This window comes from Planctobacterium sp. AWM4_229, assembly GCF_056160305.1.
The window spans coordinates 362,539-387,384 of the sequence record NZ_JBSWWX010000003.1 but is presented as its reverse complement, the minus strand read 5'-3'; the positions used below and the strand labels follow the sequence as shown (position 1 = coordinate 387,384).

41 protein-coding genes and 1 tRNA gene are annotated in these 24,846 nt (G+C 44.4%); 35 read left to right on the top strand and 7 right to left on the bottom strand.

Going from position 1 to position 24,846, the window contains the following annotated elements:
• Position 1 precedes the first annotated feature (1 nt).
• The 26 genes from ACXAGP_RS08160 to ACXAGP_RS08035 all read left to right on the top strand — a co-directional run bounded on the left by ACXAGP_RS08160 (position 2) and on the right by ACXAGP_RS08035 (position 11,214).
• Entirely contained in the window at positions 2 to 1,597 is a 1,596-nt protein-coding gene (locus ACXAGP_RS08160) for a YqaJ viral recombinase family protein (RefSeq protein ID WP_475260680.1), read from the top strand.
• A complete protein-coding gene (locus tag ACXAGP_RS08155) occupies positions 1,597 to 2,076 on the top strand; it encodes a single-stranded DNA-binding protein (RefSeq protein WP_475260678.1) in 480 nt (159 codons plus the stop codon). The genes ACXAGP_RS08160 and ACXAGP_RS08155 overlap by 1 nt, the downstream gene beginning before the upstream one ends.
• Positions 2,077 to 2,084: 8 nt before the next feature.
• Entirely contained in the window at positions 2,085 to 2,357 is a 273-nt protein-coding gene (locus tag ACXAGP_RS08150) for a hypothetical protein (protein WP_475260677.1), read from the top strand.
• Positions 2,358 to 2,455: 98 nt separating this feature from the next.
• On the top strand, positions 2,456 to 3,139 hold the full coding sequence (locus ACXAGP_RS08145; RefSeq protein WP_475260675.1) for a hypothetical protein: 684 nt from the start codon (positions 2,456 to 2,458) through the stop codon (positions 3,137 to 3,139).
• Complete coding sequence (locus ACXAGP_RS08140; protein ID WP_475260673.1) at positions 3,132 to 3,854, top strand: tyrosine-type recombinase/integrase; 723 nt, start codon at positions 3,132 to 3,134, stop codon at positions 3,852 to 3,854. The genes ACXAGP_RS08145 and ACXAGP_RS08140 overlap by 8 nt, the downstream gene beginning before the upstream one ends.
• An 11-nt stretch (positions 3,855 to 3,865) precedes the next feature.
• Positions 3,866 to 4,114: a hypothetical protein gene (locus ACXAGP_RS08135; protein ID WP_475260672.1), complete on the top strand. Its 249-nt coding sequence runs from the start codon at positions 3,866 to 3,868 to the stop codon at positions 4,112 to 4,114.
• Between the two features lie 16 nt (positions 4,115 to 4,130).
• Positions 4,131 to 4,313, top strand: coding sequence for a hypothetical protein (locus ACXAGP_RS08130; RefSeq protein ID WP_475260671.1), 183 nt, complete (start codon positions 4,131 to 4,133; stop codon positions 4,311 to 4,313).
• Positions 4,314 to 4,325: 12 nt separating this feature from the next.
• The gene (locus tag ACXAGP_RS08125; protein WP_475260669.1) at positions 4,326 to 4,658 is read left to right on the top strand and encodes a hypothetical protein; all 333 of its coding nucleotides are present in this window, start codon (positions 4,326 to 4,328) and stop codon (positions 4,656 to 4,658) included.
• A 4-nt stretch (positions 4,659 to 4,662) separates the two neighbouring features.
• Entirely contained in the window at positions 4,663 to 4,818 is a 156-nt protein-coding gene (locus tag ACXAGP_RS08120) for a hypothetical protein (RefSeq protein ID WP_475260668.1), read from the top strand.
• A gap of 92 nt (positions 4,819 to 4,910) precedes the next feature.
• Entirely contained in the window at positions 4,911 to 5,192 is a 282-nt protein-coding gene (locus ACXAGP_RS08115) for a nucleoside triphosphate pyrophosphohydrolase family protein (protein ID WP_475260666.1), read from the top strand.
• 7 nt (positions 5,193 to 5,199) lie between these two features.
• Complete coding sequence (locus ACXAGP_RS08110) at positions 5,200 to 5,427, top strand: hypothetical protein (RefSeq protein WP_475260665.1); 228 nt, start codon at positions 5,200 to 5,202, stop codon at positions 5,425 to 5,427.
• 7 nt (positions 5,428 to 5,434) lie between these two features.
• On the top strand, positions 5,435 to 5,608 hold the full coding sequence (locus tag ACXAGP_RS08105) for a hypothetical protein (RefSeq protein WP_475260664.1): 174 nt from the start codon (positions 5,435 to 5,437) through the stop codon (positions 5,606 to 5,608).
• Positions 5,609 to 5,611: 3 nt separating this feature from the next.
• Positions 5,612 to 5,902: a hypothetical protein gene (locus tag ACXAGP_RS08100; RefSeq protein WP_475260663.1), complete on the top strand. Its 291-nt coding sequence runs from the start codon at positions 5,612 to 5,614 to the stop codon at positions 5,900 to 5,902.
• Positions 5,903 to 5,907: 5 nt separating this feature from the next.
• Positions 5,908 to 6,186: a hypothetical protein gene (locus tag ACXAGP_RS08095; protein ID WP_475260662.1), complete on the top strand. Its 279-nt coding sequence runs from the start codon at positions 5,908 to 5,910 to the stop codon at positions 6,184 to 6,186.
• An 8-nt stretch (positions 6,187 to 6,194) separates the two neighbouring features.
• A complete protein-coding gene (locus ACXAGP_RS08090; RefSeq protein WP_475260661.1) occupies positions 6,195 to 6,362 on the top strand; it encodes a hypothetical protein in 168 nt (55 codons plus the stop codon).
• A gap of 4 nt (positions 6,363 to 6,366) precedes the next feature.
• Entirely contained in the window at positions 6,367 to 6,663 is a 297-nt protein-coding gene (locus tag ACXAGP_RS08085) for a hypothetical protein (RefSeq protein ID WP_475260660.1), read from the top strand.
• 11 nt (positions 6,664 to 6,674) lie between these two features.
• Positions 6,675 to 6,929 carry a hypothetical protein gene (locus tag ACXAGP_RS08080; protein ID WP_475260659.1) on the top strand — a complete coding sequence of 85 codons (255 nt, stop codon included), beginning with the start codon at positions 6,675 to 6,677 and terminating at the stop codon, positions 6,927 to 6,929.
• A gap of 21 nt (positions 6,930 to 6,950) precedes the next feature.
• The gene (locus ACXAGP_RS08075) at positions 6,951 to 7,151 is read left to right on the top strand and encodes a hypothetical protein (RefSeq protein WP_475260658.1); all 201 of its coding nucleotides are present in this window, start codon (positions 6,951 to 6,953) and stop codon (positions 7,149 to 7,151) included.
• Entirely contained in the window at positions 7,132 to 7,395 is a 264-nt protein-coding gene (locus ACXAGP_RS08070) for a Lar family restriction alleviation protein (RefSeq protein WP_475260657.1), read from the top strand. Before ACXAGP_RS08075 ends, ACXAGP_RS08070 begins: the two co-directional genes overlap by 20 nt.
• A gap of 4 nt (positions 7,396 to 7,399) precedes the next feature.
• Entirely contained in the window at positions 7,400 to 8,125 is a 726-nt protein-coding gene (locus tag ACXAGP_RS08065; protein ID WP_475260656.1) for a DNA-methyltransferase, read from the top strand.
• 105 nt (positions 8,126 to 8,230) lie between these two features.
• Complete coding sequence (locus ACXAGP_RS08060; RefSeq protein ID WP_475260655.1) at positions 8,231 to 8,458, top strand: hypothetical protein; 228 nt, start codon at positions 8,231 to 8,233, stop codon at positions 8,456 to 8,458.
• Between the two features lie 4 nt (positions 8,459 to 8,462).
• Positions 8,463 to 8,687 (top strand): hypothetical protein, encoded by a 225-nt coding sequence (locus ACXAGP_RS08055; protein ID WP_475260654.1) that lies wholly within the window; start codon positions 8,463 to 8,465, stop codon positions 8,685 to 8,687.
• A 2-nt stretch (positions 8,688 to 8,689) separates the two neighbouring features.
• Positions 8,690 to 9,142: a hypothetical protein gene (locus tag ACXAGP_RS08050; protein ID WP_475260653.1), complete on the top strand. Its 453-nt coding sequence runs from the start codon at positions 8,690 to 8,692 to the stop codon at positions 9,140 to 9,142.
• A gap of 57 nt (positions 9,143 to 9,199) precedes the next feature.
• Positions 9,200 to 9,736: a hypothetical protein gene (locus ACXAGP_RS08045; RefSeq protein ID WP_475260652.1), complete on the top strand. Its 537-nt coding sequence runs from the start codon at positions 9,200 to 9,202 to the stop codon at positions 9,734 to 9,736.
• Between the two features lie 6 nt (positions 9,737 to 9,742).
• Positions 9,743 to 9,973, top strand: coding sequence for a hypothetical protein (locus tag ACXAGP_RS08040; protein WP_475260651.1), 231 nt, complete (start codon positions 9,743 to 9,745; stop codon positions 9,971 to 9,973).
• Positions 9,973 to 11,214: a site-specific integrase gene (locus tag ACXAGP_RS08035; RefSeq protein WP_475260650.1), complete on the top strand. Its 1,242-nt coding sequence runs from the start codon at positions 9,973 to 9,975 to the stop codon at positions 11,212 to 11,214. The genes ACXAGP_RS08040 and ACXAGP_RS08035 overlap by 1 nt, the downstream gene beginning before the upstream one ends.
• Positions 11,215 to 11,314: 100 nt before the next feature.
• On the opposite strand, the gene ACXAGP_RS08030 is transcribed toward ACXAGP_RS08035, so the two are convergent.
• Positions 11,315 to 11,391, bottom strand: a tRNA-Val gene (locus ACXAGP_RS08030).
• A 240-nt stretch (positions 11,392 to 11,631) separates the two neighbouring features.
• Between ACXAGP_RS08030 and glsB the strand changes: the two genes are divergently transcribed.
• On the top strand, positions 11,632 to 12,561 hold the full coding sequence (gene glsB, locus ACXAGP_RS08025) for a glutaminase B (RefSeq protein WP_475260649.1): 930 nt from the start codon (positions 11,632 to 11,634) through the stop codon (positions 12,559 to 12,561).
• Here the strand turns inward: glsB and ACXAGP_RS08020 are convergent.
• Positions 12,558 to 13,679, bottom strand: coding sequence for a patatin-like phospholipase family protein (locus ACXAGP_RS08020; RefSeq protein ID WP_475260648.1), 1,122 nt, complete (start codon positions 13,677 to 13,679; stop codon positions 12,558 to 12,560). The genes glsB and ACXAGP_RS08020 overlap by 4 nt on opposite strands.
• A gap of 288 nt (positions 13,680 to 13,967) precedes the next feature.
• Between ACXAGP_RS08020 and ACXAGP_RS08015 the strand changes: the two genes are divergently transcribed.
• From ACXAGP_RS08015 to ACXAGP_RS07995, 5 genes are read left to right on the top strand one after another with little or no spacing between them, the layout of a single operon-like run.
• Positions 13,968 to 14,351, top strand: a complete 384-nt coding sequence (locus ACXAGP_RS08015) for an ACT domain-containing protein (protein ID WP_475260647.1) — start codon at positions 13,968 to 13,970, stop codon at positions 14,349 to 14,351.
• Positions 14,348 to 14,857 (top strand): PTS sugar transporter subunit IIA, encoded by a 510-nt coding sequence (locus ACXAGP_RS08010; RefSeq protein ID WP_475260646.1) that lies wholly within the window; start codon positions 14,348 to 14,350, stop codon positions 14,855 to 14,857. Before ACXAGP_RS08015 ends, ACXAGP_RS08010 begins: the two co-directional genes overlap by 4 nt.
• Before the next feature lie 28 nt (positions 14,858 to 14,885).
• Entirely contained in the window at positions 14,886 to 15,230 is a 345-nt protein-coding gene (locus ACXAGP_RS08005) for an ArsC family reductase (RefSeq protein ID WP_475260645.1), read from the top strand.
• Positions 15,230 to 16,360 (top strand): succinyl-diaminopimelate desuccinylase, encoded by a 1,131-nt coding sequence (gene dapE, locus ACXAGP_RS08000; protein WP_475260644.1) that lies wholly within the window; start codon positions 15,230 to 15,232, stop codon positions 16,358 to 16,360. The genes ACXAGP_RS08005 and dapE overlap by 1 nt, the downstream gene beginning before the upstream one ends.
• Before the next feature lie 5 nt (positions 16,361 to 16,365).
• Positions 16,366 to 17,013, top strand: a complete 648-nt coding sequence (locus ACXAGP_RS07995) for a M15 family metallopeptidase (RefSeq protein ID WP_475260642.1) — start codon at positions 16,366 to 16,368, stop codon at positions 17,011 to 17,013.
• Positions 17,014 to 17,028: 15 nt separating this feature from the next.
• On the opposite strand, the gene ACXAGP_RS07990 is transcribed toward ACXAGP_RS07995, so the two are convergent.
• A complete protein-coding gene (locus ACXAGP_RS07990; protein ID WP_475260641.1) occupies positions 17,029 to 18,201 on the bottom strand; it encodes a vWA domain-containing protein in 1,173 nt (390 codons plus the stop codon).
• Positions 18,201 to 19,037 (bottom strand): AAA family ATPase, encoded by an 837-nt coding sequence (locus ACXAGP_RS07985; protein ID WP_475260640.1) that lies wholly within the window; start codon positions 19,035 to 19,037, stop codon positions 18,201 to 18,203. The genes ACXAGP_RS07990 and ACXAGP_RS07985 overlap by 1 nt, the downstream gene beginning before the upstream one ends.
• Positions 19,038 to 19,201: 164 nt before the next feature.
• Here ACXAGP_RS07985 and cysK point away from each other — a divergent pair, with 164 nt between their 5' ends.
• Together cysK and ACXAGP_RS07975 are read left to right on the top strand one after the other, a co-directional pair.
• A complete protein-coding gene (gene cysK, locus ACXAGP_RS07980) occupies positions 19,202 to 20,167 on the top strand; it encodes a cysteine synthase A (protein ID WP_475260638.1) in 966 nt (321 codons plus the stop codon).
• 108 nt (positions 20,168 to 20,275) lie between these two features.
• Complete coding sequence (locus tag ACXAGP_RS07975) at positions 20,276 to 20,713, top strand: hypothetical protein (RefSeq protein WP_475260637.1); 438 nt, start codon at positions 20,276 to 20,278, stop codon at positions 20,711 to 20,713.
• 7 nt (positions 20,714 to 20,720) lie between these two features.
• Here ACXAGP_RS07975 and ACXAGP_RS07970 read toward each other — a convergent pair whose 3' ends face one another.
• Positions 20,721 to 21,473, bottom strand: a complete 753-nt coding sequence (locus ACXAGP_RS07970) for a LytR/AlgR family response regulator transcription factor (RefSeq protein ID WP_475260636.1) — start codon at positions 21,471 to 21,473, stop codon at positions 20,721 to 20,723.
• 14 nt (positions 21,474 to 21,487) lie between these two features.
• A complete protein-coding gene (locus tag ACXAGP_RS07965) occupies positions 21,488 to 22,534 on the bottom strand; it encodes a sensor histidine kinase (RefSeq protein ID WP_475260635.1) in 1,047 nt (348 codons plus the stop codon).
• A 197-nt stretch (positions 22,535 to 22,731) separates the two neighbouring features.
• Between ACXAGP_RS07965 and ACXAGP_RS07960 the strand changes: the two genes are divergently transcribed.
• The gene (locus tag ACXAGP_RS07960; protein ID WP_475260633.1) at positions 22,732 to 24,576 is read left to right on the top strand and encodes a haloalkane dehalogenase; all 1,845 of its coding nucleotides are present in this window, start codon (positions 22,732 to 22,734) and stop codon (positions 24,574 to 24,576) included.
• 41 nt (positions 24,577 to 24,617) lie between these two features.
• On the opposite strand, the gene ACXAGP_RS07955 is transcribed toward ACXAGP_RS07960, so the two are convergent.
• Positions 24,618 to 24,821, bottom strand: a complete 204-nt coding sequence (locus ACXAGP_RS07955) for a DUF4177 domain-containing protein (RefSeq protein WP_475260632.1) — start codon at positions 24,819 to 24,821, stop codon at positions 24,618 to 24,620.
• Positions 24,822 to 24,846: the final 25 nt, after the last annotated feature.

Genomic DNA, 24,846 nt, shown 5'->3' with positions numbered 1-24,846 from the left:
CATGAAAACATTAAATCTAGTGCAAGGTAGTGACGAATGGCTACAAGTCAGAAAAACACACTTTACGGCTTCTGAAGCGGCGGCAATGATGGGCGAATCCAAGCACATGACGCGTTCGCAACTGCTTCACACAAAAGCCACCGGAACCGCCAAAGAGTTCAGCGACTACGTTCAGAAAAACATTCTGGACAAAGGTCACCAGCTGGAAGAACTGGCCCGCCCTATTGTAGAGCAGATGATTAGCGAAGAGCTTTACCCGGTCACTGGAGTGAATGAGATTGACGAACTACCGCTGCTCGCGTCATTCGATGGCTTAAACATGCTTTGGACCATCGGATTTGAGCATAAAGGCTGGAACAAGGAATTGCCGCAGACGGTAATCGACAACAATATCGGTCCGGACTATTACTGGCAGATGGAACACCAGTTATTAGTTTCCGGAGCTGACCATATTGTTTTTGTTGTTTCAGATGGCACGGAAAATAACTTCGAACACCTGAGTTATCACAGCGTACCAGAGCGCAGAAAAGCGCTTATAGCTGGCTGGAAGCAGTTCCAGAAAGACTTGGCAGAATACGTACCTACTGAAATCAAAGAAAAGCCACAAGCCGAAGTTAAAAAAGGCTTACCCGCGCTATTCCTTGAAATTACCGGTGAAGTTAAAAACACTAATATTGTTCAGTTTAAGCAGTCGGCTGAAACTTACATTGCTGAAATCAATACAGAGCTCGAAACTGACCAGGACTTTGCTAACGCCGAAGCTGACGTAAAGCTATGCAAAAAAGCCGAGGATGAACTGGAAGCGGTTAAAAAATCTGCTCTTGCTCAAACAGCCAGTATTGAAGATGTCATGCTGACTATTGACGCGGTAAAGGAAAAGCTTCGTCAAACTCGACTGCAGCTGGATAAAAACGTTAAGGCCCGAAAGGAAGAAATTAAACGGCGTGAAATTAAGCGTGGCTTTGAACTATGGCAGGAGTTCAGCGAAAACCTTAGTCAATCTGTAGGTGTAACACTTGCTTTTACCAACCCCGACTTTGCAGGTGCAGTAAAAGGCAAGCGCACAATGTCCAGCCTGATTGATGCAATCGATACAACGCTAGCTAAGGCCAAGATCGAATTAAACGAACTGGCTGAGCTCTACCGAAAGAACCTGTCACTTATCCCGGCTGAGTTTGAATTTTTGTTCAGTGACAAAGTGCAGATTTTAAATAAGCCAACTGATGACTTTGCCAACCTGGTTAAATCACGCATTGCTGATTATGAACGCCAGCAGGCCGAACAAAAAGCCCGCGAAGAAGCTGAGGAACGCGCCAAAGCCGAAGCATTGCGCCAGCAACAGGAATTACAAAATCAGGACACGGCAATCAATTCTGAGACGCCTGTTTTAAGTTCTGCGCCAATCACACAGCAAACAACCGTTCCGGCCACCAGTAATGCGCCATCAGCTATCACTTATGAGCCATTAGATTTATGGCCTTCAGACTACGATATTAGCCAGTCAGAAGAACTTGAGAGAGTTTGTAACAAGCTTGGCGAAGCCGAGAACTACATTCTCGACATAGAGAAGCAGTTAAGAATGGCGAGGGCTGCGTAATGGCTAACCGTTTAATACTCGCCGGAAATGTTGGCAAAGCACCAGATGTACGATTTACACAAGATGGTAAAGCTATCGCCAATTTCTCTCTAGCTACTCAAGAGCGCTACAAAGATTCGCAAGGAAACCGCCAAGAAATAACAGATTGGCACAAATGCGTAGCCTTTGGAAAGCTCGCCGAGTTAATTCAGCAATATGTTACCTCTGGTACGAAGCTTTATCTGGAATGTAAAAGCAAGACCAGAAAATGGCAGGACAACAATGGTCAGGACAGGTATGTCACGGAGGCAATAATTGAAAAAATGGAATTCATAGGCGGCACCAAGAGCCAAGATGAATCCAATGCCAATAACCAACAACGTCCATCGAATCAGAATCAGCCGGCGCAGCCAATGCAAGAGCCTGGCTTTTCGTTTGATGACGACATCCCTTTTGCGCCCATCGGGCTGCAATACCCTGCTCTACTTAACTGCTTGTGAGGTAGACCATGGCAATTCTCAGGCTAGCTGACGTAAACAATTCTGAAGTCAAGGTTGCAGAACTGGAATCGAGACTTGAGGAAATTTTCACAGAGCTAACCGGGATTGAATACGGAGTTGTAATTAATAACGCGGAGTATGACGGCTTTTCAAATGTTCTGGAAATCCGCCCTGCTCCACTGCACCCGAAAGAGTTTGAAAGCTTTGGCCATTACGACAGATTTGGCCTTTTTCATAAAGATGAGAACGGTGAAAGCGATGAAAAACAACTTCAGATTTGAAGCCTGAATAATAGGTAAATGAACCTTTTCCACAAGTTTAACTGAGTAAGTGAGCGCAGAGAAAAGGCCAACAAAAACAGTAAGTTTGGATATTTAAGATGGCAATACCACAACATTTATCAGTCAGAAAAATAAAAGCTTTGGCGCTTCGTCAGACACGAAGAACCAATGTTAATGATGCTGCGATGATAGCAATGTGCGGTTATTGCTACTGCAGTAAGTTAGAGCTTTCTCTTTTAAATGTTGAGGACGTTCTGACCGAAAGCGGAATGATTAAGCCAGAAGTTATCATGCCGAAACGAATTACAGGCCGCCAGGACAATCGCTATTTTGTTATTGGCAAGAAAGGTCTGGTGTTCGACTTGCTAAACAAGACCATTGAATGGCGTATGGAGAATGATTTTGAACAGCTGCGCAATGTTGGTCTGTTTGGTGGACTTAAGCCCGACTCAAGACTGTTCAGAAAGCCAGATGGCGAAGTTTTCAAAACAAGAGTCAACAACCGGGATAATTTAGAGCCCTATACACTCAACAACTACTTAAAACGAATTAACTTCGGTGAGAGCATCGACACCAAAGCGCTGCAAGAGTCCTTCATAGTTAATACCTGGAATAACTCTATGGGCAGAGGTGTCCCAGAGGTTGATGCGCTTAAATCACTTCATGCTATGACCGGGCTTCAGGTTTCCACTATCAAGCCCAAAGTTATTCGCTCAGACGAAAGAGTACGCACAGTTTTAAAAAACATGTACTCAAGCATAGGAGCATCCAACTGTGCCTAGACGTAGACGCATTGACCGCTCCAGAACACTTGAGGCAAAGGGCGCAAGCGCTCCGACTGATGCCCAAATTAAAAGCTTGTTGTTCTGGGCCAGAGAGGGTCGCAATCCAGAGCGCAACGAAGCAATCCTGTTTTTCCAGTTACTAGGTTTCAGGATTTCTGAAACTGCCCAGGTAACCGTTGAAATGCTCATGTGGCCAACTGGTAAATGGCGCGACATCGTTCACCTGCCGGCGGCAATTTGCAAAAACGGTCACGCGAACCAGATCGTCTTTGTTAATCGCAGAGCGAGAATCGCTTTTGATCAGTACGTTGAACTAAGGCTCAAGAAAGGCCAGCGCACCACTAAAGACAAACATGTATTCAGGGGCCTTCAACCGCACTCTCCTTTCATATTATCTGAGGGTGGTCGCGGCTTTAGCTTAAAGAAAAAAGAGCGCGAAACGGTAGACGGCGAACCAGTTACCTATTGGGCCGCTGACACTCTGCAAAACCTGTTCTCTACCTGGTGTAAAAACGCTGGCTGGAATGATGAATTATCCAGTCATTGCGGAAGAAAGGCTTTTGCAACTCGCCTTTCTCAGAATCCACACACCAGTTCTGAAGACATAATTTCTACTCTGGTCAGGCATGAACAGAGCGACTTAATTTACTTGTATGTGCACAGCTCGGGCAGTACCCAGGGTGCACTACTCGATCTTTATGAAAGTTTATAAGAGGAAAAAAAATGGCTTCCAAATATCTTGGTTTCGACCTGCAACAAATGCTTGGCTTTTTAAGGAGCTACTGCAAAGAGGTGCTTATCGAAACTGAATCTGATGGGTGGCGCGTCTATGTGCGTAAAGACAATAACGAAGAGTTAGAGACCAAAGGGCATGGTTTATTTTACGGAGTTAGTCGAGCCTTTAAGCCTTTCGCTCAACGCGCAAGAGAAGATGTGGCGAGAGCTAAGAAGCAACTTAAACCCTATTTATAGGAAGGTAAAAACAACGATGGCAACAGTAAGAGTTAAGTATAACGTTGAAGTCGAGCAGGAAATTGATTGGCCTGATGATGAGATGGACTTTTTTAATCACGATAGTTTAGTCGCGAATTGTGACCCCGAAGACTTTCTATCGATGGGAGAGCCTGAGCTTATTTCTGTAAAAGTTAACGGCAAAAACCATAATTTTTAGAGGTGAACAGACATGACTAACGAAGAGATATTAAACAACGCACCAGATTTAATGGATAGCATTGAAGGTAAGTGGTTCTTTAGTGAAAAGTTCCATCAGTGGTATGTGGAGCAACCCATTCAGTACCCAGGCGAAGAGCCGAGTGTGCAGCTTTGCAGTTATGACGTAGTTGACGGAACTCCAACACTGGTGTCTTCCTGTGCTGATTTTTCAATGCGATCTTATGACGATATTAAAGCAATTGTGGCGCTAAAAGCCCGTCAAGATGACGCATTGGAAGCCCTCTATGAAGAATCTGACGATTCATTATATAACGCCACAGAAATACTAGAAGGTAGGGGGTAACAACGTGAGTCCCGAAACTGAACACTTACAAAATGCTATCCGTGAAGCTGTAGAGCGCTCACAGACTGAGGGGGACTTCTTTGGCTTTATTTGCGGCATTGCGAAAATTGAAGAGCCAGAATTCACAGAATTATTAAGTCAAGTAGATACAGAGGAATAAACGTGAATAACAGAACTTGCGGCAGAAATTTACAAAACACATCAATTTGCGCCGATTTCATTTATCTGCGCAGAAAACACGAGGGTTAAAACGTGAAATTCGAAACTGTAGTGAATCAAGTAAACGAAGAAATAAGCCGTGCTGTTGAGAAGTTTCCAACGTGGCCGACAGACCCGCTACATGCAAGCGCTGTGTTGGATGAAGAGGTTGGAGAATTGAAAAAGTCTGTACTCCAGCTTTGCTATGAGCCTCACAAATCTTCGCATGAAGATGTTAAAGCAGAAGCACTACAAGTTGCGGCAATGGCGATACGTTTTTTAATGAGCCTGGACAAGTATCAATACGCTCCCGGCACTCAACATAAGCAAGGGTAACAACGGGATGAATATTCTGATATTGGGTGAAGACGGTGAACTACTAGCCGCCGCTTTAGAAAAGCTCTCCGTTGCTATCAAAAACAATATTGAAGTTTTTCAGGACTTTGATTTGGCAGTAAATCAGATTCCCGAGTTATCAGAATTACCTGTTCTCGCATCGCCAAGGCAGCCGAATCAGCCCTACTACAAGCAATTCGAAAAGCGCAATAAGCGCCAAAACTATAGAAGGTAAAAAGCAGATGGCTACTAAACAGGATGCTGAAAAAGCGGGTTATGACGACTTCTTTGCAAACTACAAACGCGAGAATAACCGCTATCAAATTGAGTCTGAAAATTACGAGGATTGGTTGCGGGGCTATGACAAAGCAAAAGCTGAATTTGACTTAATCCAGCAAGAAATGAGAGAGGAATAAATTATGTTTTTAGTTTTAGCAATAAGCGCAATAAGTATGTTTTGGGGCGGTTTCGTGGCATCTGTTTTATGGGGCTGGTTCATAGTGCCTCTGGGTGTTCAGGCAATCACAATGTTACAGGCCGCTGGTATTTCATGCGTGATTTCAGTTTTCATGGGGGCGCGTGGTTTGGACATTTATAACGAGCAGGAAACCGGAGCCGAACAGCGTTTAAAAGCCTTGATTGTAGCTGTCGTTCTTCCTTTAGTTGGCCTGATTTCTGGCTTTCTTATTCACAGTTTTTCACAGGTGTAACAACGATGTCGGATATTCCAGAAGGTCACTTACCAGATTTTGAAGGAAAGCCAGTTTTAGCAAGCTGTAAAAATTGCCGTCACTGCTCTGATGATTCGGACGGTCCCGAATACGGCCCATCATTTTACATATGCGAAAAAGAAGGTCGTCAGCACATGTCAAATTTAAACGGGTTCCCTTTTTCAACTGCTCAAGAATGTTGCGAATTACATATCGCATTCATTGTCGATTGGGCTGCTGAAGCGGCTGAATATGAAAAAAATAACTGTATTAAAGCGGAGTGAAAAAACGTATGTCAGATAACGCAGTATTTTTGGAAGAAATAGACGATCTCAAGGAAGAAATCGAAGAAGCAACAGGCCGAGTAAATGAGCTAAGTGACGAGCTTAAAGACGCTGAATTTGAGTTGAGCCAACTGGAAGCGAAACTCAAAGCTCTACTCAAACAATCGGGTGAATAAACGCATGAAAGTAAATTGCTTTACTAATTTGGATTTAGGTCCTGCTGAAAAGTGGCCAAGCCAATTTCCAGTCCTTCCCAATGTAGGCGATCACATTCGCTCTAAGCAAAAGTGGGAAAATGATTTTAGGTTGACCCTAGAGGTAAAAAAAATTACTTGGGTGCCGCGTGAAGCGATGGGGCAAACGATATGGGAGCCAGAGATTGAGCTTCATTTTCCAAGTCATTGGAAGCTTTCTATCAAAGAGTTCTACGAGTGGTACGCGCCTAAAGTGGGCCGCTCAGTTGGTCATTTTATTTAGGGGTACAAACGATGTTTACAGAAAATCTTGCTGAACAGATGAAGACTCGCACCGGTGAGAAATACCGCCCCAGTAATGGCACTGAAGGTCATATTTTCGAAAGTGAATTTTGTAGCCAATGCGCAAAATTTGACGGTTGTGAGTTGGCAATGAAGATGCACTTTTATGACACCGACGAGCCTGAGTATCCAGCGGAAATTTGCTATGGCGAGGACGGCCAACCCACGTGTACGCAGTTCGAATCAACCGATAAACCACCTTTTTGATTGGAGTAAGCAGCAATGTTAATGAATCAGCAAGAGCAGCTTCAATTTATTATTGCAAATAATATTAGAAGCGCCGCTAGAGATAGCAACAATTTCGAAGAGTTCATTGAAAGAGTTTGCAGGGCTGGCGACATTCCTGAGCATGAATCCGCCGCTATTTTTCAAACTATCAGCTCTAAATTAGAGCAAAAGAAACAATCAGATGCATGTAGAAAAGCTTAAGCCGTGTCCTTTTTGCGGCGGGACTCCTGAATATCCTCACGGAAAAGGCACCCAGTATGATCTTGAATGTGATTGCGGTATGGCTTCGTCCTGCGTTCAAATTTGCGACCTCATGACGATTGAGGAGCGTATGCAAGATGGTGCTTGGAGTGATGAAGGTGTTTGTTATGCGCCAGAGTTCGTAGAGCGAGCTAAACAGCATGTAACAACTCAGTGGAACAAACGATTTAACACAGGTGAATAAACGCATGTTTGAACTGCAGCACGGCGATTGCTTGGAATTAATGCCGAAATTAGCAAAAAACAGCATAGATATGGTTCTTGCTGATCTCCCATTTGGCACAACTGTCCAAAGTTGGGATAAATGCATCGACATGAGGGCTTTGTGGCAGCAGTACAGACGAGTAGTTAAACCAAACGGTGCCATTGTGTTATTCGCAAAGCCGCCCTTTGACAAGGTTCTGTGCGGCACTAATTTGGCCGAATATAGGTATGACTGGGTTTGGGAAAAGACTCGGGCTACCGGACACCTAAACGCCAATAGAATGCCGTTGCAAGCCCACGAATACATTTGTGTCTTCTATCGAAAATCACCGAAGTACAACCCGCAGAAAACCAGCGGCCACAGGCCCGTGAATAACTATTACACAAGCCACTCTGGTAATTGCTACGGTTCCGCAAAAACAATGTCAGGAGGAGGAAGCACAGAGCGCTTCCCTCGCTCAGTCATTAAGTGCGCTCCGGTGCCTAACTCAGAACGCCTACACCCAAACCAGAAGCCAGTTCCCTTGCTTTCTCAACTAATAAAAACATACACAGACCCAGGCCAAGTCGTGCTTGATAATACAGCGGGCGTCTTCTCTTCAGGTGAAGCTTGTTTAGAAACCGGTCGTGGTTATATCGGGATTGAAAAAGGGTTTAACTTTTACACTGCAGGCGTTAACCGTTTGCACGAATTTAGACAAATTGCATAGGGGTAACAACCAATGCTTCGCAAACTCAATAAACTATTTTGGATACTAGCAGCTGTGTACTTTTCAGTTGTGTTAGTTGGCAAATTAAACGGGGGTTAAAAACACATGACCTTCAGAGAGCAACTTAGAAAATACATACGAGCCGCATTCGATAATGAGAAAGAATTTATAGATTTGTTCTTGCCCGGTGGTGTCGATGAAGTAAGTGAAGTTTACATGGCCTCACGCCAGACTCGCGTGGCGTTTGTTGCTAATAACGGAATGGAAATGTCAACAACCATTAGTACATGTGATTTTATAGCCTGGACTGAATCAAAAACAAAAGGTGAATAAAGCGATGTTTGATGAGCTAACCGAAGAAGAGAATAAGGCATTAACGATGAGCAACTGTTATGAGTCGGCTGGCAAATGCTGGGCGTTACTGCTCGAAGGGAGCGACACTGAGAAAGAGTTTATCAGCGAAATTAAAACATTTTTTAATACTGATGAACACGTAATAAAAACAGCCAGAGTTTTCTGGCACGGGGCGCAGTATTTACTAAATAAATCGGCAGAGAAATAAACGTGGCTATCGACTCAAACGGAAAATTACCCAACCCTGTAAAGGCATATTGCCCCAAATGGGAACCCGATAAAAACAGGCCAATTGGTGATATCTGCTCAGATAAAAGATACAACTTTGAGTGCCAGAATTTTGTGCCTGAAGGTAATCAAACTGGTTGCCTCTATTGTAAAAACAACCCTGAAAACGGGAGTAAACAAGTAATGCCAGCCAAACGCTCCATGTATTTGCCTTTGGTGGCAGGCGGAGAAAATCAAAAACGAATGGAGAAGCTATTAAGCATCACTCGATTCAATGAAAACACAAAAAAGGCGCTAATCGCTATTTATTGCAATGGTTACGATGTTGAAATGGCAGCGTATACATTTGACATTATCTGCAAGAATTTAAAGCGTAGCATACTAACACTGGATGAACTTAACAAAACCATCCATGAAATTGGCAACATGAATTAGTTAGCTCAGTTAAGTGATGCTTTTTAAAGGTATCAGTTAAGTGAGCAAGGGGGAGTTATGGAGATATTAACAGAGCATACTATTGTCATTATGACCGGCTACACTCGCAAAGCCGACCAAGAGAAGTGGTTTAAGGAGCGCGGCTATACCTATGAAACTGATGCTCATGGAAATGTTTGGACAACCGATGATTGGCTAAACAATCTAGACCGCCCACTTGAAGACCAGAGTCATCTAGAGCCTTGGGAATTGGAAGGAATTGCGCCTATTGAGTGGGTTGATAGGGTTGCCGGGAAGTATATTTTTACTGTTGATGAAATTCTAAATCTTCCGCAAGAAGATGATTACCCTGCTATCGCAGTGTATTTCCTAATCAACATTAATAAAATTGTATACGTAGGCCAGTCGGTTGAAATGAATGTCAGAATTCCGACGCACCAGGCAGAAGGAAAGGTTTTTGATTCTGTGAGAGCGTTTGGGTTGCCCCATAGGTTTTTACTAGATCACATTGAAATGTTTTACATTCACAAATTCGAACCAGAATTGAACAAGAAATATCTGCCCGTTAGTGAACCATTAAGAAAGTACCTGTGAGCCATCATGAATGTTTACAAACCCTCTGAATTCGCCATAGTAAAACACGGCGGCGCCGTTACAGCCAAGACGGTTATTAACTGGTGTAAAAGCGGTGTTTTGGCCAAAGAAGGATATAGAATTGAGCAAACACCGACTGGTCGCTATCTTATCTATGAAGAGTCAAGGGCCCCATCGAACATAGACAGGCAATTTGAAGAAATCATGGCAAGACGCAATCAAAGGAAAGTTTCTTAATGGCACCTCGTAGGCGAAGCGATAAAAAAAAGCACTGGCCAACCGGCCTGTATCAAAAAAAGTTACGAGGCGTTGAGCGTTTTTACTATCGCTTCAGGGACAACACAGAAGAATACTTTCCCACTGATTACACGGCAATAGAGGCCATTGAATTAGGTCGAAGACTGGAAGCTGCTGATCGCGATCCCGAAGTCATCAGGCAAGAAAAACTATTCGAAAAAGATCCGTTCAACATCAAATTGTCTGAGGCAATTCCCCGGGTAATTGATTGTGTGGAATCCAACAAAGAACTTGGCAGAGAGAAGCTAAAAACCTTCAAGGCCGACTGTGAGCGCTTTACCCTACTGCTGGGCGATGTCTGGTCCAAGCAATACAACGAACATCATGTAACACAGTACCTGCAAACCTATGTAGTTGCCGCAGGCAAATCCAACGGCGTCTACAACGCAAAACTGAGCTTTCTGAGGAAGGTTGAAAAGTGGCTAAGAGATATGTCGCTAATAAACGGGCTCTACGCGAAAGATAAGGCAAAATTAATCGAAGAGGAAAAGCAGGAGCAGCCCTTGCAGTTGGAGCAGTTTAAAGCGATTTATGAAGCTGCACCCTTTTTCCTTAAAATCGCTATGGCATTGTCTTTCCAGACCACTCACGCCGTACAGGAAATGCACAAAGCGCGTTACAAAGACTGTACTTATATGGATAAGCCCTTTATTGACGAGGAAACCGGGCTCGAAGTCTTGGGGTACATGCGTATTCACCGCTTGAAAGTCGAAAAGAAGCAGGCTTCCAGGGTGGAAATCCCCATCACTAGAGAGCTAGATAAAGTGATCCGCTTATCCAGAACAGACAACATAGCGAGTCCCTACATCGTCCATGACATACCCAAGGCCGGACAAAAGCAGGCCAAAGAGTGCAGCCACATTACACAATGCTCTAGGGACAAGATCAGCAAGAAGTTTTCAGAGGTACGGGATAGCCTAGAATTAGACCTGCAGATCCCCAACCCGAAAAAAACAGCCAGAAACCACCTACCCGATTTTATCACCGTGAAGATGTCAGAAGCCGATCCAAAATATCGCCCGGGCTTTCACCAGATCCGCGGGCTGGCTATGAGGATGCTGGAAGAAATAGGCATTGATTCAGGGGATCGCGCTGGTCACACGGACAAACGTTCGAAGCAATCTTATCTTGAAAATAAAGTGCAGTGGACTCGGGTTATCGCTGCAAACATCAGCTTTTAGGAACTACTGTATAATGGGACGGATATGGGACAAAAATGGGACGCTTTTTATTGTTCTATTTATTCGAAACTCTGAAACCCTCGTATTTAAAGGGTTGTATTGGTGCGTCTACCCTGACTCGAACAGGGGACCTCTACCATGTCAAGGTAGCGCTCTAACCAACTGAGCTATAGACGCACTGTATTGAGATTTGGCATGAACTGCCTGTATCTCGAAGCGGCGCGTATGGTAGCGCTCTGATGGTTTGGGTGCAAGCGATTTTTTATTTGTACGGTGAGTTCGAGCAAGTTTTAAACAAACAGCATTGCCTATGGTCAAACCAGCACTGAGCATCTCGCTGCATGTGGAATCTTTACTTGCATGTCAAAATCTTCAGGTTTATAACTCGCTCACTTCCCCGTAATTAAAGTTGTGAACATGAGTCAATGCCTGGACTGCCATGAACTGGACCTGGATGCCATTTTAAACCAAGTGCGCCCGCTCTTGGGCAAAGGTGCGGTGGCAGATTACATTCCGGCCCTGGCTAAAGTCAGCGGCAACAAGCTGGGTATGGCCATCTGCGATATCCATGGCAATATCTATTCCGCAGGTGACGCCAACGAAGCCTTCTCCATTCAGAGTATTTCTAAAGTGCTAAATCTGACTCTGGCTTTTAATATCTATGGCGAAGCTTTGTGGGATAAAGTAGGCCGTGAACCTTCAGGCCAAGCCTTTAACTCCCTCATTCAGTTGGAGTTGGAAAAGGGTATTCCGCGTAATCCCTTTATCAATGCAGGGGCGATAAAAGTCTGCGACTTACTGACAACCCGTCTCTCAGCGCCGAAACAACGGCTTAAGGAATTACTCTGGGATCTCTGCGGTACCAAAAGTATCACCTCCAATCGCATCGTGGCTAAATCAGAAAGAGAGTTTAGTGATCGCAATGCTGCCATGGCGCATTTGATGAAATCCTTCAACAACTTCGAAAACGACGTGCAACAGGTGCTTAAGGTATATTTTCATGCCTGTGCGGTGGAGATGTCCTGCGTTGAACTGGCCAAGGCGTTTTCTTTTTTAGCCAATCAGGGAAAGTCCGCGATTACCCAAAGCCAAGTGGTCAGTCCGCGGCAAAGCAAACAACTCAATGCCCTACTCGCCACCTGTGGCTTATACGATCAAGCTGGCGATTTTGCCTACCGGGTAGGATTACCCGGTAAAAGCGGTGTCGGCGGTGGCATCGTGGCCATCGTTCCCGGCGAGTGCAGTGTTTGCGTCTGGTCTCCAGAGCTCAACCACTTTGGTAACTCACTGGCAGGCAGCGAGGCGTTGTCGATATTCACCAGCGAACTGGGGCGCTCTATCTTTTAACTCAGTTTAAAGGGTAATGGTTGCAATACACTTTGCAGTTGAGCCGGGTTTTGCAAAGCCAGGAACGCCTCGCCGAGCCTGTCAGTTTCCGATAAAACCGTTTTCCAATAGGACAATCTTTCATTAACGGGGATCTTGGTAAAGTCATGGCGATCCGGGATCTTGCCAAAAGGCAAAGAAGCCACAAAATCATCAGATGGCACTACCATCACCACATTGTCGTAACTACTTCTGTGTGGGTGTCGCCAGGGTAAGGACTTGTCGAACCATCCGGGCTTGGGAACCGCAAAAAAATGCGGAAACAGCACTAAATCGTTATTCACTTGTTGGTGAGCAGCTGTGTTTTGCTCATCCGGTCTCGCTGTCGCTTTAAACTTCAGGTCGAAATGATAATCGGTGACACCGCCATCGCGGAACATGCCTTTGCCGGCGCCTTCAATATCTGGGATACCCCGCAATACACCAGGAATAGCTCCCGAGGCCAATAGCGCATCAATAATGTTGTTTTCGGTCAGCTTGACGTGTCTGGTATTCAAGTCAGCTGGGTCTTCAAAGCTAAGCGGCTGCTGGTTGCCTGAAAAAACAAAACGCTCATAAAATTTATTCAGGTAGCGTCGACTAAGGCCATTAGCCACCGCGCTCACCAGCAGTCCCGGATATTGTATTGCTTTGCGTTCCGGCGCCAACAGGCCACGACAACGGGCAGCAATAAGATGGGCAACAAATATCGGGTTATTGACAACATGCTGGCGATTTTCCTTCGGCAACATGTTTTCTAACAAGGCTACCGCTTTATCCGATATTTCATCAATGGTTGGGTTGTCACTGTAAACCGTTTCAGAATAATCTTTGGCTAAGCGATTAATCGCGCTCACTGGATCCGGCTGAGTCAAACAAGCAAAGCGAAATGCACCTGCTGAGGAGCCCACCATATTGAGAGGCTGCTGTCTGTCTCTAAAAAACTCCGATATCAATACTCTATCGATACCTGCCAATACAAACCATTTTGGTCCCCCCGATGCACCAAGCACCGTATGAAATAAATCCGGATTAAAGCCATAAACTTTGAGCATTTGCATGGCCCGGGGACCAGCGTACACATTTAATACAGTTTTCATTAAATCTCTAAGCAAACTATTTTGATACTGATCATACCCTTTTAATCAAAAAACAAGCACATTGATCATAAAAAAAACAAGACATCTGTGGATTGTTTAAAATCACACCAGAACAAATAAACCTTATATTTCAACAACTTGACAAGTTAAACAGTGATTACCCCCAAAGTTACCCACAAACTTTGTGAATAACTACACTTATCCACTTAAGTTATTCACAACTGAATCTTTACTTGAACTCTGTTGCAAGGTTGCGCACAATCTTACAAGATTCGCAAAGGACATGTTATGCCAAAACAAACACTCGCCACATTACCACAAGTATTTACAGTCCATAGTTTGGCTGCTGATGCAGAAGTACCTCGTCAGGTATTCAATGCTTCGGTATTCTTTATTGGTAAAACCAATGATGAACTGTCAATTGTAGTGCCTGAAACCGTTAATGTGGATTCCGAGGAATCTGATGGCGATTGGAGAGCTTTAGAGGTACTCGGCCCTCTTGAGTTATCAATGGTGGGTATAATGGCACAAATCGGCAATGTTCTGGCTAAAGCAAAGGTAAGTATCTTTGTAGTTTCAACCTTTGAAACAGATTATTTCCTTGTGAAAGAGCGCGACTTAAATAACGCAGCAGAAGCACTGGAAAAGGACGGCTATAAAGTTATCTTATGAATCTGCTTTTTGGGCGACTGATCGACTCCGAAGATGATGTTGAATTCAAGAAACACATCCCTGTTTTGTCACCCGTAAATGGTAAGGTTTTACCGTTAAACAATTATCCTCAGAAACTCTATACTCAAAGAATGTTTGGCGAAGGCGTGGCACTGGAGCTTAGCGGTTATCAGGTAGTGGCCCCTTTTAACTGTGTAATCGAGCAGCTGTACCCCACATCTGAGCAATTGCGAATTAAATCTGCACAAGGTATTCGCATGCAAATCCAATTGGGACAAAACCCAGAAATCATGATGGGCAATGGTTTTAAACACTATGCCAAAACCGGAGACAGTATTGCTGCCGGTGAACCAATTTTAGATTTTAACCTGCGAAAAATGAAAGACACATTGAAATCCCCCCTTGCCGCCATCACCATATTAAACAGTGATCGCCTCTCAGGCATTCGTCCCCACTACCGACAGGTGAGAAGCAGTGAGGATGTTTTGATGGATCTCTATATTTAAATCCCAGTAGTAATTAACAGGAACCAACATGCTGACCATATTCGGTATTAAAAACTGTGACACCATAAAAAAAACCAAAAAGTATTTTGAACAAAGATCGGTTGATTTTAACTTTCACGATTATCGCGCAGATGGTCTGGATAAAGACTGGTTAGAAACGGTACTAAATAAGCTGGATTGGGAACAAGTGCTGAACAAGCGTGGTACCACCTGGCGACAGTTGAGTGACGAACAAAAAGCCGCCGTATCGCGCGACAATGTCGCTGAGCTACTACTGCAACACCCGGCAATGATAAAACGCCCTATCATTGAAGTGGATGGCGAATTCATTTTGGGCTTTTCAGTCAAGCAACTTGATGAGCGCTTTAGCTGATGAGCGATGTCATTAATCTCACCAAAGACCTGATAAATCGTCGCTCTGTAACACCGGAAGATGCTGGCTGTCAGGAAATGATGGCGCAAAAACTGAGTAAACTCGGTTTTAATATTGAACAGCTGGTATTTGAAGACACCACCAATATGTGGGCTCGACGTGGTAGTAAGGGCCCGGTGTTTTGCTTTGCCGGGCACACCGATGTGGTGCCATCCGGCCCGGAAGCCAATTGGCAACATCCGCCATTTAACGCCACTGAAGACGGTGAATATTTATTTGGCCGTGGTGCTGCAGATATGAAAGGCAGTCTGGCAGCCATGCTAATTGCCACTGAACGCTTTGTGGAAAAATACCCTGAACACACAGGTTCTATTGCATTCCTCATAACCAGTGATGAAGAAGGCCCCTTTATCAACGGTACCACGCGGGTGGTTGATACCCTGGAAGCGCGCAACGAAAAAATCACATGGTGTCTGGTGGGCGAACCATCGAGCACCGAACATGTAGGTGACATCGTCAAAAATGGACGGCGTGGCTCCCTGACAGGTGATCTTATCATCAAAGGAATTCAGGGCCATGTGGCCTACCCTCACTTAGCTAAAAATCCGGTGCATATTGCAGCCCCTGCACTAGCAGAGTTAAGCGCAACGACATGGGACGAAGGCAATGAGTTTTTCCCGCCAACCAGCTTTCAAATTTCCAATATTCACGCGGGTACGGGGGCGGGTAACGTTATTCCCGGTCATCTGGATATCTGCTTTAATTTTCGTTTTTCCACTGAGGTTACCGATCAGCAACTCATCGCCAGAACCAGAGAAATACTGGATAAGCACGACTTAGAGTACGACATCAAATGGACCTTTAATGGTCAGCCTTTTTTAACTTCATCCGGGGAACTGGTAGCCGCAACGCAAAAGGCTATCCAGTCGGTGACAGGAAAAGCGACACAACTGTCTACGGCAGGTGGCACCTCTGACGGCCGATTTATCGCTCCGACGGGGGCGCAAGTCATTGAGTTGGGCCCGGTTAACGCCACTATCCACAAGGTCAATGAATGTGTGCGTATGGCAGACCTTGAGCAATTGGCTCTGATGTACGAAGCTATTCTGATGGAACTATTATTAGACTGAGCCTGATGCAATTACTGAATAACCTGCCCTTAGTCACCATTGATGGTAAGCATCAGCTGCACGAGGCGGTTGTAACGGATTTTCTAAAACTGCAGCAAGCAGCTAGCAATGCGGGAGTCAGCCTGGATATCGCCAGTAGCTATCGCTCAGTGGAGCGCCAATTAACCATCTGGAACGAAAAATGGGATGGCATACGGCCGGTTCTGGATCGCGATGGTAAGCAATGCGATATTGCTCGGCTAGGCGATCAACAAAAGTTAGAAACCATCTTGATCTGGTCAGCATTGCCAGGTTCAAGTCGTCATCACTGGGGAACGGATATTGATATCTATGATGCCCCGGCAATTAAAGATAGTGGTAATTCACTGCAGTTAGTACCGCAAGAGTACGAAAGCACCGGGCCGTGTGGACGCCTGAAAAGATGGATGGACGCCCATCTCGAGGATTTCGGCTTCTATTGTCCTTTCACTGGAAAAAGTGATGGAGTCGCCTTCGAACCCTGGCATATTAGCCACAAAGTTCAGGCATCCGAGTTCCAGTCGGCACTTACCCCTTTGGCCATGAGTGAGCTGATAAACTCACTGGAAATCCATGGCAAAGAGATAATACTGCAAAATCTGGACTGGATTTATCCCCGCTTTATGGTGAATTGACCTTCAGCAGCTGCGTTATAGCAGCTCTTTAATGCCGTTACTTATGCCAGTCAGAGTTAATGGAAACATTCGCGCTTCCATAATCTCGTGCATGATTTTCACCGAGGCATAATAGGACCAGTATTGCTCTGGCTGTGGGTTCAACCAAATGGCATTGTTAAAGTGTTGCAGCAAGCGATTCATCCATACTGCCCCTGCTTCTTCATTCCAATGCTCTACACTGCCACCTGGATAGGTGATTTCATAAGGCCCCATGGTGGCATCACCGACAAAAATCACCTTGTATTCGTTGCCATACTTATGAATGATATCCCAGACAGAAATCGTCTCTTTACGGCGACGGCTATTGTCCTTCCAGACGCCTTCGTAAATACAGTTGTGGAAATAGAAAAACTCCAGATGTTTAAACTCGGCATGGGCAGCTGAAAACAACTCTTCACAGGCCTGAATATGGGCATCCATCGAGCCGCCAACATCAAAAAACAACAGCACTTTAATAGCATTGTGACGCTCCGGCATCATTTTAATATCCAAATAGCCTGCGTTTTTTGCAGTGGCACCGATAGTGCCAGCCATATCCAGTTCTTCCTGTGCGCCGGTTCTGGCAAACTGGCGCAGCTTGCGCAGTGCCACTTTCAGATTACGGGTACCTAATTCAACGTCACTGGCCAGATCTTTAAATTCCCGTTTATCCCAAACCTTGGCCGCCGAAAATTGGCCATTGCCCTCCTGACCAATACGTACGCCTTCGGGATTGTAACCGCCTGAACCAAAGGGAGACGTACCACCAGTGCCTATCCACTTATTGCCACCCTGATGTCTTTTTTGTTGCTCTTCCAGACGTTTTTTCAGGGTTTCCATTAACTCCTCAAGGCCACCGAGCTTTTTAATTTGCGCTTTTTCTTCATCCGTAAACAAACGCTCAAACTCTTTGCGCAACCACTCTTCAGGTATTTCCTTACCTAACAAGTCAATCGATTGTACGCCTTTAAAATAATCGGCAAAGGCTCTGTCATACTTGTCGAAGTTGGCTTCATCTTTCACCAGACACACTCGCGCCAAATGGTAAAATCCATCCAGATCGGCAAAAGCCAGGTTATTGTCTAAGGCATTGAGTAAATCCAGTAGTTCCCGCAAAGAAACTGGCAACTGGTATTCCCGCAATTTAAAAAAGAACGGAATAAGCATTAGCGACGGGCCATGAAAGCCAGCTTTTCAAACAAGTGAATGTCTTGTTCGTTCTTTAACAATGCGCCATACAGCGGCGGAATGGCTTTTTTGCTGTTGCTGTCATGCAGTACGTCTTCGGAGATATCTTCCGCCACTAACAGCTTTAACCAGTCCAATAACTCAGAAGTTGAAGGTTTTTTCTTTAACCCCGGAATATCCCGTAAATTAAAAAACGACTCCAATGCGCGGTTTAACAAAGATTTTTTCAAATCAGGATAGTGCAGTTGCACTATCTGACGCATTTCGTCTTCAGACGGAAAACTAATGTAGTGAAAGAAACAACGACGCAAAAACGCATCCGGTAGTTCCTTTTCATTGTTTGAGGTAATGATGACGATGGGACGTTGTATTGCTCTAATGGTTTGCTGAGTTTCATAAACGTGAAACTCCATCTTATCCAGTTCCAGCAACAAATCATTGGGAAACTCAATGTCAGCTTTGTCTATTTCGTCAATCAGCAAGACGGCTCGTTGTTCACTTTCAAACGCCTGCCATAACTTGCCTTTTACAATGTAATTGGCAACGTCGTGTACTTTGTCATCACCTAGTTGTGAATCTCTCAAACGAGAAACTGCATCATATTCATACAAGCCTTGCTGTGCTTTAGTAGTAGATTTAATGTGCCATTGCAGTAAAGGGACATTCAGGCTATTAGCCAACTCTTGAGCCAGCACGGTCTTCCCGGTTCCGGGCTCACCTTTGATTAACAGCGGCTTTTCCAGCGTAATGGCGGCATTCACAGCCATTTGTAAGTCTTTTGTAGCAAGGTAGTTTTCTGAACCCTGAAAGGACATCTTTTCTCCAAAGAATTTTAATTTCAAAAAATTTAACAATAAGTTATAGCAAAATACACTTTCGTTTTAAGCAAATCGGCCTAATCTAGTGCTTAATCGTGTTCAGGTGTGATAATAACCTGTGCGCCTGCAAATTATAATTGCCAGTATTTCAAGGACATATTATGAAGTTTTTTGAAGATAATTCACAATCTATCGGTGGTACGCCGCTAGTTAAGCTTAATCGCGTTACCCAAGGTAATGTTTACGCAAAAATGGAATCCAGAAACCCCAGCTTCAGTGTTAAATGCCGTATCGGCGCTAACATGATTTGGGATGCCGAAAAACGCGGTATTTTAAGCGAGGGCAAAGAGCTGGTAGAGCCAACGTCCGGTAACACGGGTATTGCTCTGGCATTTGTGGCTGCTTCCAGAGGCTACAAACTTACACTAACCATGCCAGCAAGCATGAGTTTGGAACGTCGTAAATTATTAAAAGCGCTGGGTGCAAACGTAGTATTAACTGAGCCACCCAAAGGCATGAAAGGCGCAGTAGCAAAAGCTCAGGAAATTGTTGCTTCGGATCCAGATAAGTATGTCTTACTGCAACAGTTTGATAACCCAGCCAACCCTGAAATTCACGAGAAAACTACAGGTCCTGAAATCTGGGAAGATACTGATGGCAACATTGATATCTTTGTCGCAGGTGTGGGTACCGGCGGTACAATTACGGGTGTTAGTCGCTACATTAAACAAACTAAAGGTAAGGCAATTACAACTGTTGCGGTTGAGCCTACTGATTCACCCGTTATCACTCAAGCCAAAGCGGGTGAAGAGTTGACCCCGGGACCTCACAAAATCCAAGGTATCGGAGCAGGATTCATCCCGGGTAACCTGGATCTGGATTTGGTTGACGAGGTAGAACAAGTCAGCAACGACGATGCCATTGCTATGGCCCACCGTCTGATGAAAGAAGAAGGCATCCTGGCTGGTATTTCTTCTGGTGCCGCAGTGGTCGCTGCTCAACGAATCGCAGCGCGCCCCGAGAATGAAGGTAAAAACATCATTGTTATTATGCCAAGTTCGGCCGAGCGTTATCTCTCCAGCCCGCTGTTCGCAGGCCTGTTCTCAGAAAATGAATTAGAGCAGTAAGACTGCTCTATTATTAAATTTAAGGGAGGTGCTATACCTCCCTTTACTTTTAAGAGAAAAACTCAGACTATATGTGCCTGAAACTCACTGACAGCGTTTTTAGGTTGTATGAAAAAACTGGCTCTCATCATTCCCTTTTTAGTATTTCTGTTGACTGCGTGTGATAACGATTTTGACTCTTCAGAGATCAATAACAGCGCTGACATGTCGGCACTCATTTTTTTCGACAGTATCTACAATCGCAACGACTTTCAAACTGCTCTAAAACACGCATCTCCGCGTATGCAACGCCTGATGAAGTCTTACCACACCTCCACCAATGTGGCGCGACACTTAATCAATTTGCGCTATGACGGCGAAGTGATTATGGAAATCGATGCCGGAGACTCAGTGGGCCGTTCTGAATTCGCCACCCGCCAAAAAGTTTCGGTTTTCTTCACCGGTAACTATCAGGGTAATGTTGTTGACGAGTTACGCACGGTTCAGATGATCAAAGAAGATGGCAAGTGGGTGGTGGAAGCCATATTAGCGGATAAATTTGGCTGACCCATTTTTACTTCAAATCATCCAGATGCTGTTTCAGTGTCGTTAAAAAACTGCGGGAAACTGGGATCAGTGTCTCTGTACCAGCGAGACGGACAAAATGACGCCGGGACTGAGCGGTTAACTGAAGAATTCGTGCGCTATTGATAATATAACTGCGGTGCAATCGATAAAAAGCATTCTCCGGTAAGCGCGAGCTCAATTCATCTAACGTCATATCACAAATAATAGTTTCACTATTGTGCAATTCACAACCTGGCTCAGTGAGATGGATACGCCTGTAACGACCAATACCTTCAATAAAATTGATATGAGAATGTGCAACTACCTTTTGCTGTTGATAATCATTTAAAACCAGATGACCACTATCCTCTTCATTCTCATGTTTATTTAATGCAACATCTTCCTGACGCAAAATTTTGTTGATACTTTTTCTGATTAATTCTGGACGAGCAGGTTTCACCATGTAATCGATGGCATTAGTCTCGAATGCCTGTAAGGCATAATGCTCGTAAGCTGTTAAGAATACCAATTGGTAATCTAAATGCCGAGTTGCCTTTGCCACATCAAAACCATTGATTTCCGGCATTTCAATATCGAGAAATACAATATCAGGTTTGAGCATAGTGATTTGCTCTATAGCTGACTTACCGTCACCGAGTTGCGCAATCACCTTAAGTTCTGAAAAATCATCAATTACGGTTTTTAAGCTGCGTCTGGCGGCGGGCTCATCATCAACAATAATAATTGTTTTACACTTCATCCCCATTCCATTGATTAATCTGTACTACTCAACTCAGGAAATCCAATGCGCATACTCGCACCTTCATTAGTTGATAGTAATTTCACATCAAATTCATCACCAAAATGCAGCCGCATCGTTTCATTCAAAATCCTCAACCCCTCTCCTTGTTTAACCTGCCTGGTATCGAATGGCTGCCCGGTATCAAGCACTTCTATTACAAGATGTTTTTTTTCCAATGCGACATGAATACTGATATGACCGGGATGTGCGAAAGGTGCTATGCCATATTTAACGGCATTTTCCACCACGGGTAAAAGCATCAGTGAGGGGACTTTTTTATAATTTAAATCCTCTGGGCTGTCGATGTCGAAAGTCAGGCGATCCTCAAAGCGCTTCTGTTGCAAAAGTAAATACAATTCAGCCAGGTGCAGTTCTTGTTCTAAACTGACCCACTGTTGCTGGGATAATTGCACCGTTCTTCTTAGCAAATCTGATAAGTCAAAGATCATTTCTTTGGCTTTTTCAGCGTCCTGGGTGACTTCAGAAGCAATGATATTGAGGGTATTAAACAAAAAATGAGGATTAGATTGCATTTTTAACATTTGCAGTTCCGCTTCTTGTGTTCGCAATCGTGACAAATAATAGCGTTGCTGTTGATGTAATATATACATGACAGCCATATAAATAAGTGCTTCGAGAGTAATTAGAATAAGGGGAATAAGCTTCGCTGTTGGAGCGGTATGTTCAACTGGCACATCGACCACGGGCGCAAAAAGTAAAAACAATAAGATGACAAAAAAGGGCCTGAATAACCAATCTCGCTCGATATATCGAGCAAATGTCAACTTCAGAAGTACTTTTTCAATAACATAAAATGCAACATAAGCAGCGGCAAAGCACCCCCAGATTTTGGTAGCAGCATTGAGAAAAATGTCGAAACTCAACAATTCCTGAAAATGCAACGCCACTGTCATCAAACAAATGTTTAGCCATGGCCATACCAACAGGAAAATCCACAACTGAGCTTTGTTGCGATATTTAACTAAGTGACCGGACTTTTGCGTGTTATCGAATTGCAATATCTATTAACTCTCTCTTAATGTGAGTGTGTATATTATCGACATTCACAAAAATTGAATAGCACTCGGGTGTACCGCTGATACCGCAAAATTCACCATCCATACAGACTTAGCTATAGGCAATAAAACCTTTGATGTTATCCATAGTCTCCATCAAAACTTGCAGCCAAAAACTCAAATTAGAGGATAAATCAAAAATGAGTGAATTACCTTTAGCGTCAAAGATGAACGCGACACGAAACAAATGGAAACTGCGTAAACTTGCCTTCGCGTGTATGCTTTCGGGCTTTCTTAGCGCCTGTGGTTCTGACGATACAGTAGAAACTGTAGAGGAACCAATCACGAGTCCCCCCGTTGTTGATACGCCTTCTGATACCGGCCCAGAAAGTGAGGCATGCACAGCAGCAGAGAATACACTGCAAACCACAGAATCTGGCATCGAATACCTTATCACGCCAGAAGCCTGTTTTGACGGCTTACCGGAATACGACTTTGAAGCGAATTACGTGAACCTGAATGGCCTACGCATGCATTACGTGGACGAAGGCCCGGAAGATGGTGAAATTATATTAATGTTGCACGGTCAACCTAGCTGGTCATATTTATATCGGAAAATGATCCCGGTACTTGCCGATGCAGGCTATCGCGTTATCGCGCCAGACAACCTCGGTATGGGGAAATCAGATAAACCAACTGACGTAGAATTCCATCAATACGAGCGCCATGTTGCATTGACCAAAGGTTTCATTGAGCAATTGCAATTAACCGATATAAACTTATTTGTACAAGATTGGGGCAGTCTGATTGGTCTTCGTGTCGCGGGTGATATGTCTGAGCGCTTTGCCAGGGTGACTATTGCCAATGGCGACTTATTCTTGTTCCCCCAAGATGGCAATCCTTACCAATATCCAAGTTTTGAAATAGATGAGTCTTTACCCGATGCCAGTACCTTTTTTGCCAGTAAATCAGAGGATCCTGTAGAAGGTTTTCAGCAATGGATAGATTATGCTGCAGCGGCACCAGATTGGTTGGCAGGAGATGTGTTACAGTCGTTAACCGAAATTACACTCACCGACGAAGAACTCGCAGCTTATAATGCGCCCTATCCGAATATGGATCACAAAGCCGCAATCAGAGCTTTTCCATCTATGATGACTGGCATAACCATGCAAGGCTTGCGAGCGTGGCAAACCCTTGGAGCATATCACAACCCCTTTATGATCAATGCAGGCATCCACGATGACGGCTTTGGCAGTGAAGAACATCAACAAAAATGGATATCACACGTACCTGGTTCCGATGGTAATGATCACCGTCGATTCGATGCAGGGCACTTTATCCAAGATGATGTAGGTTTGGATCTGGGACTGCATTACCTTGACTTTCTGCAAACCACAACTCCTGATGAACCATTAGCAGCAGGTGGAACACAATACAACTTCCGCTACTGCGAGATCTTACTTTCCTATTCAGATGGTGCCAATTTCACCGCCGAAATATGGGGTACACCTGGTGCTGGATTTTGTCCACAAGCACAGTGGGATGCCATGGATTTTGATGCTATTGCACAACAAAGTGGTGCATTGAGCGCAATCCCTAATGGTCCGCGCTTCTTCGTCGTAGATGAAAGCATTGGCGGAGATACTGTTGGCGTGAGTGACGACGATCAATTTCAACAATTTGGTGCAATCAACATGCGTCTGTTAACCACCGTTGATTTAACAGCGAGTGAAGGTGAAAGTGAAGCCTACATTCCAGGTGCAGTGTCCAGAAGCAATACCTGGGTGTTTTATCCAGGCAGACGAATTTACGAGATAACCGACAGCGATGGTAATCAATACGTCATGCAGTCTTTTAGCCGTATTTCAGCTCCCGAACTCCAGATGGACGATTTGAAAACATTAGGAGAGCAACTAAACCTGCCGGGTGGCTGGACATTTAGTAGCCGCATAATAGAAGAAACACTGCAGGTATCTGCCGTAGATGGCATCGCCATGGTATTGCAAGATGAGTTGGGTAACAGTTATCAACTAAACCCTTGATGAAATGGCGCGTCTGGTGACAGACGCGCCACTTTTAAAGACTATGATTTTTGGCGTTTTGCAACACCTAAAAAACTAGTGGGACCGCCCGGCAAAGTGGGATCCATATTGAAATCCAGATCAATAATCTCCCAACCGTCCTGTCCCAATTCATTTAAGTAAGCCTCTACCGCTTCCAATGTGCGTCCTTTGAGAAAACCGGCTTTTTCAACACTGTTAGAGTCAATTATTTTATATTCCCACATAAAATCTCCTTGTTAAGAATTGTAC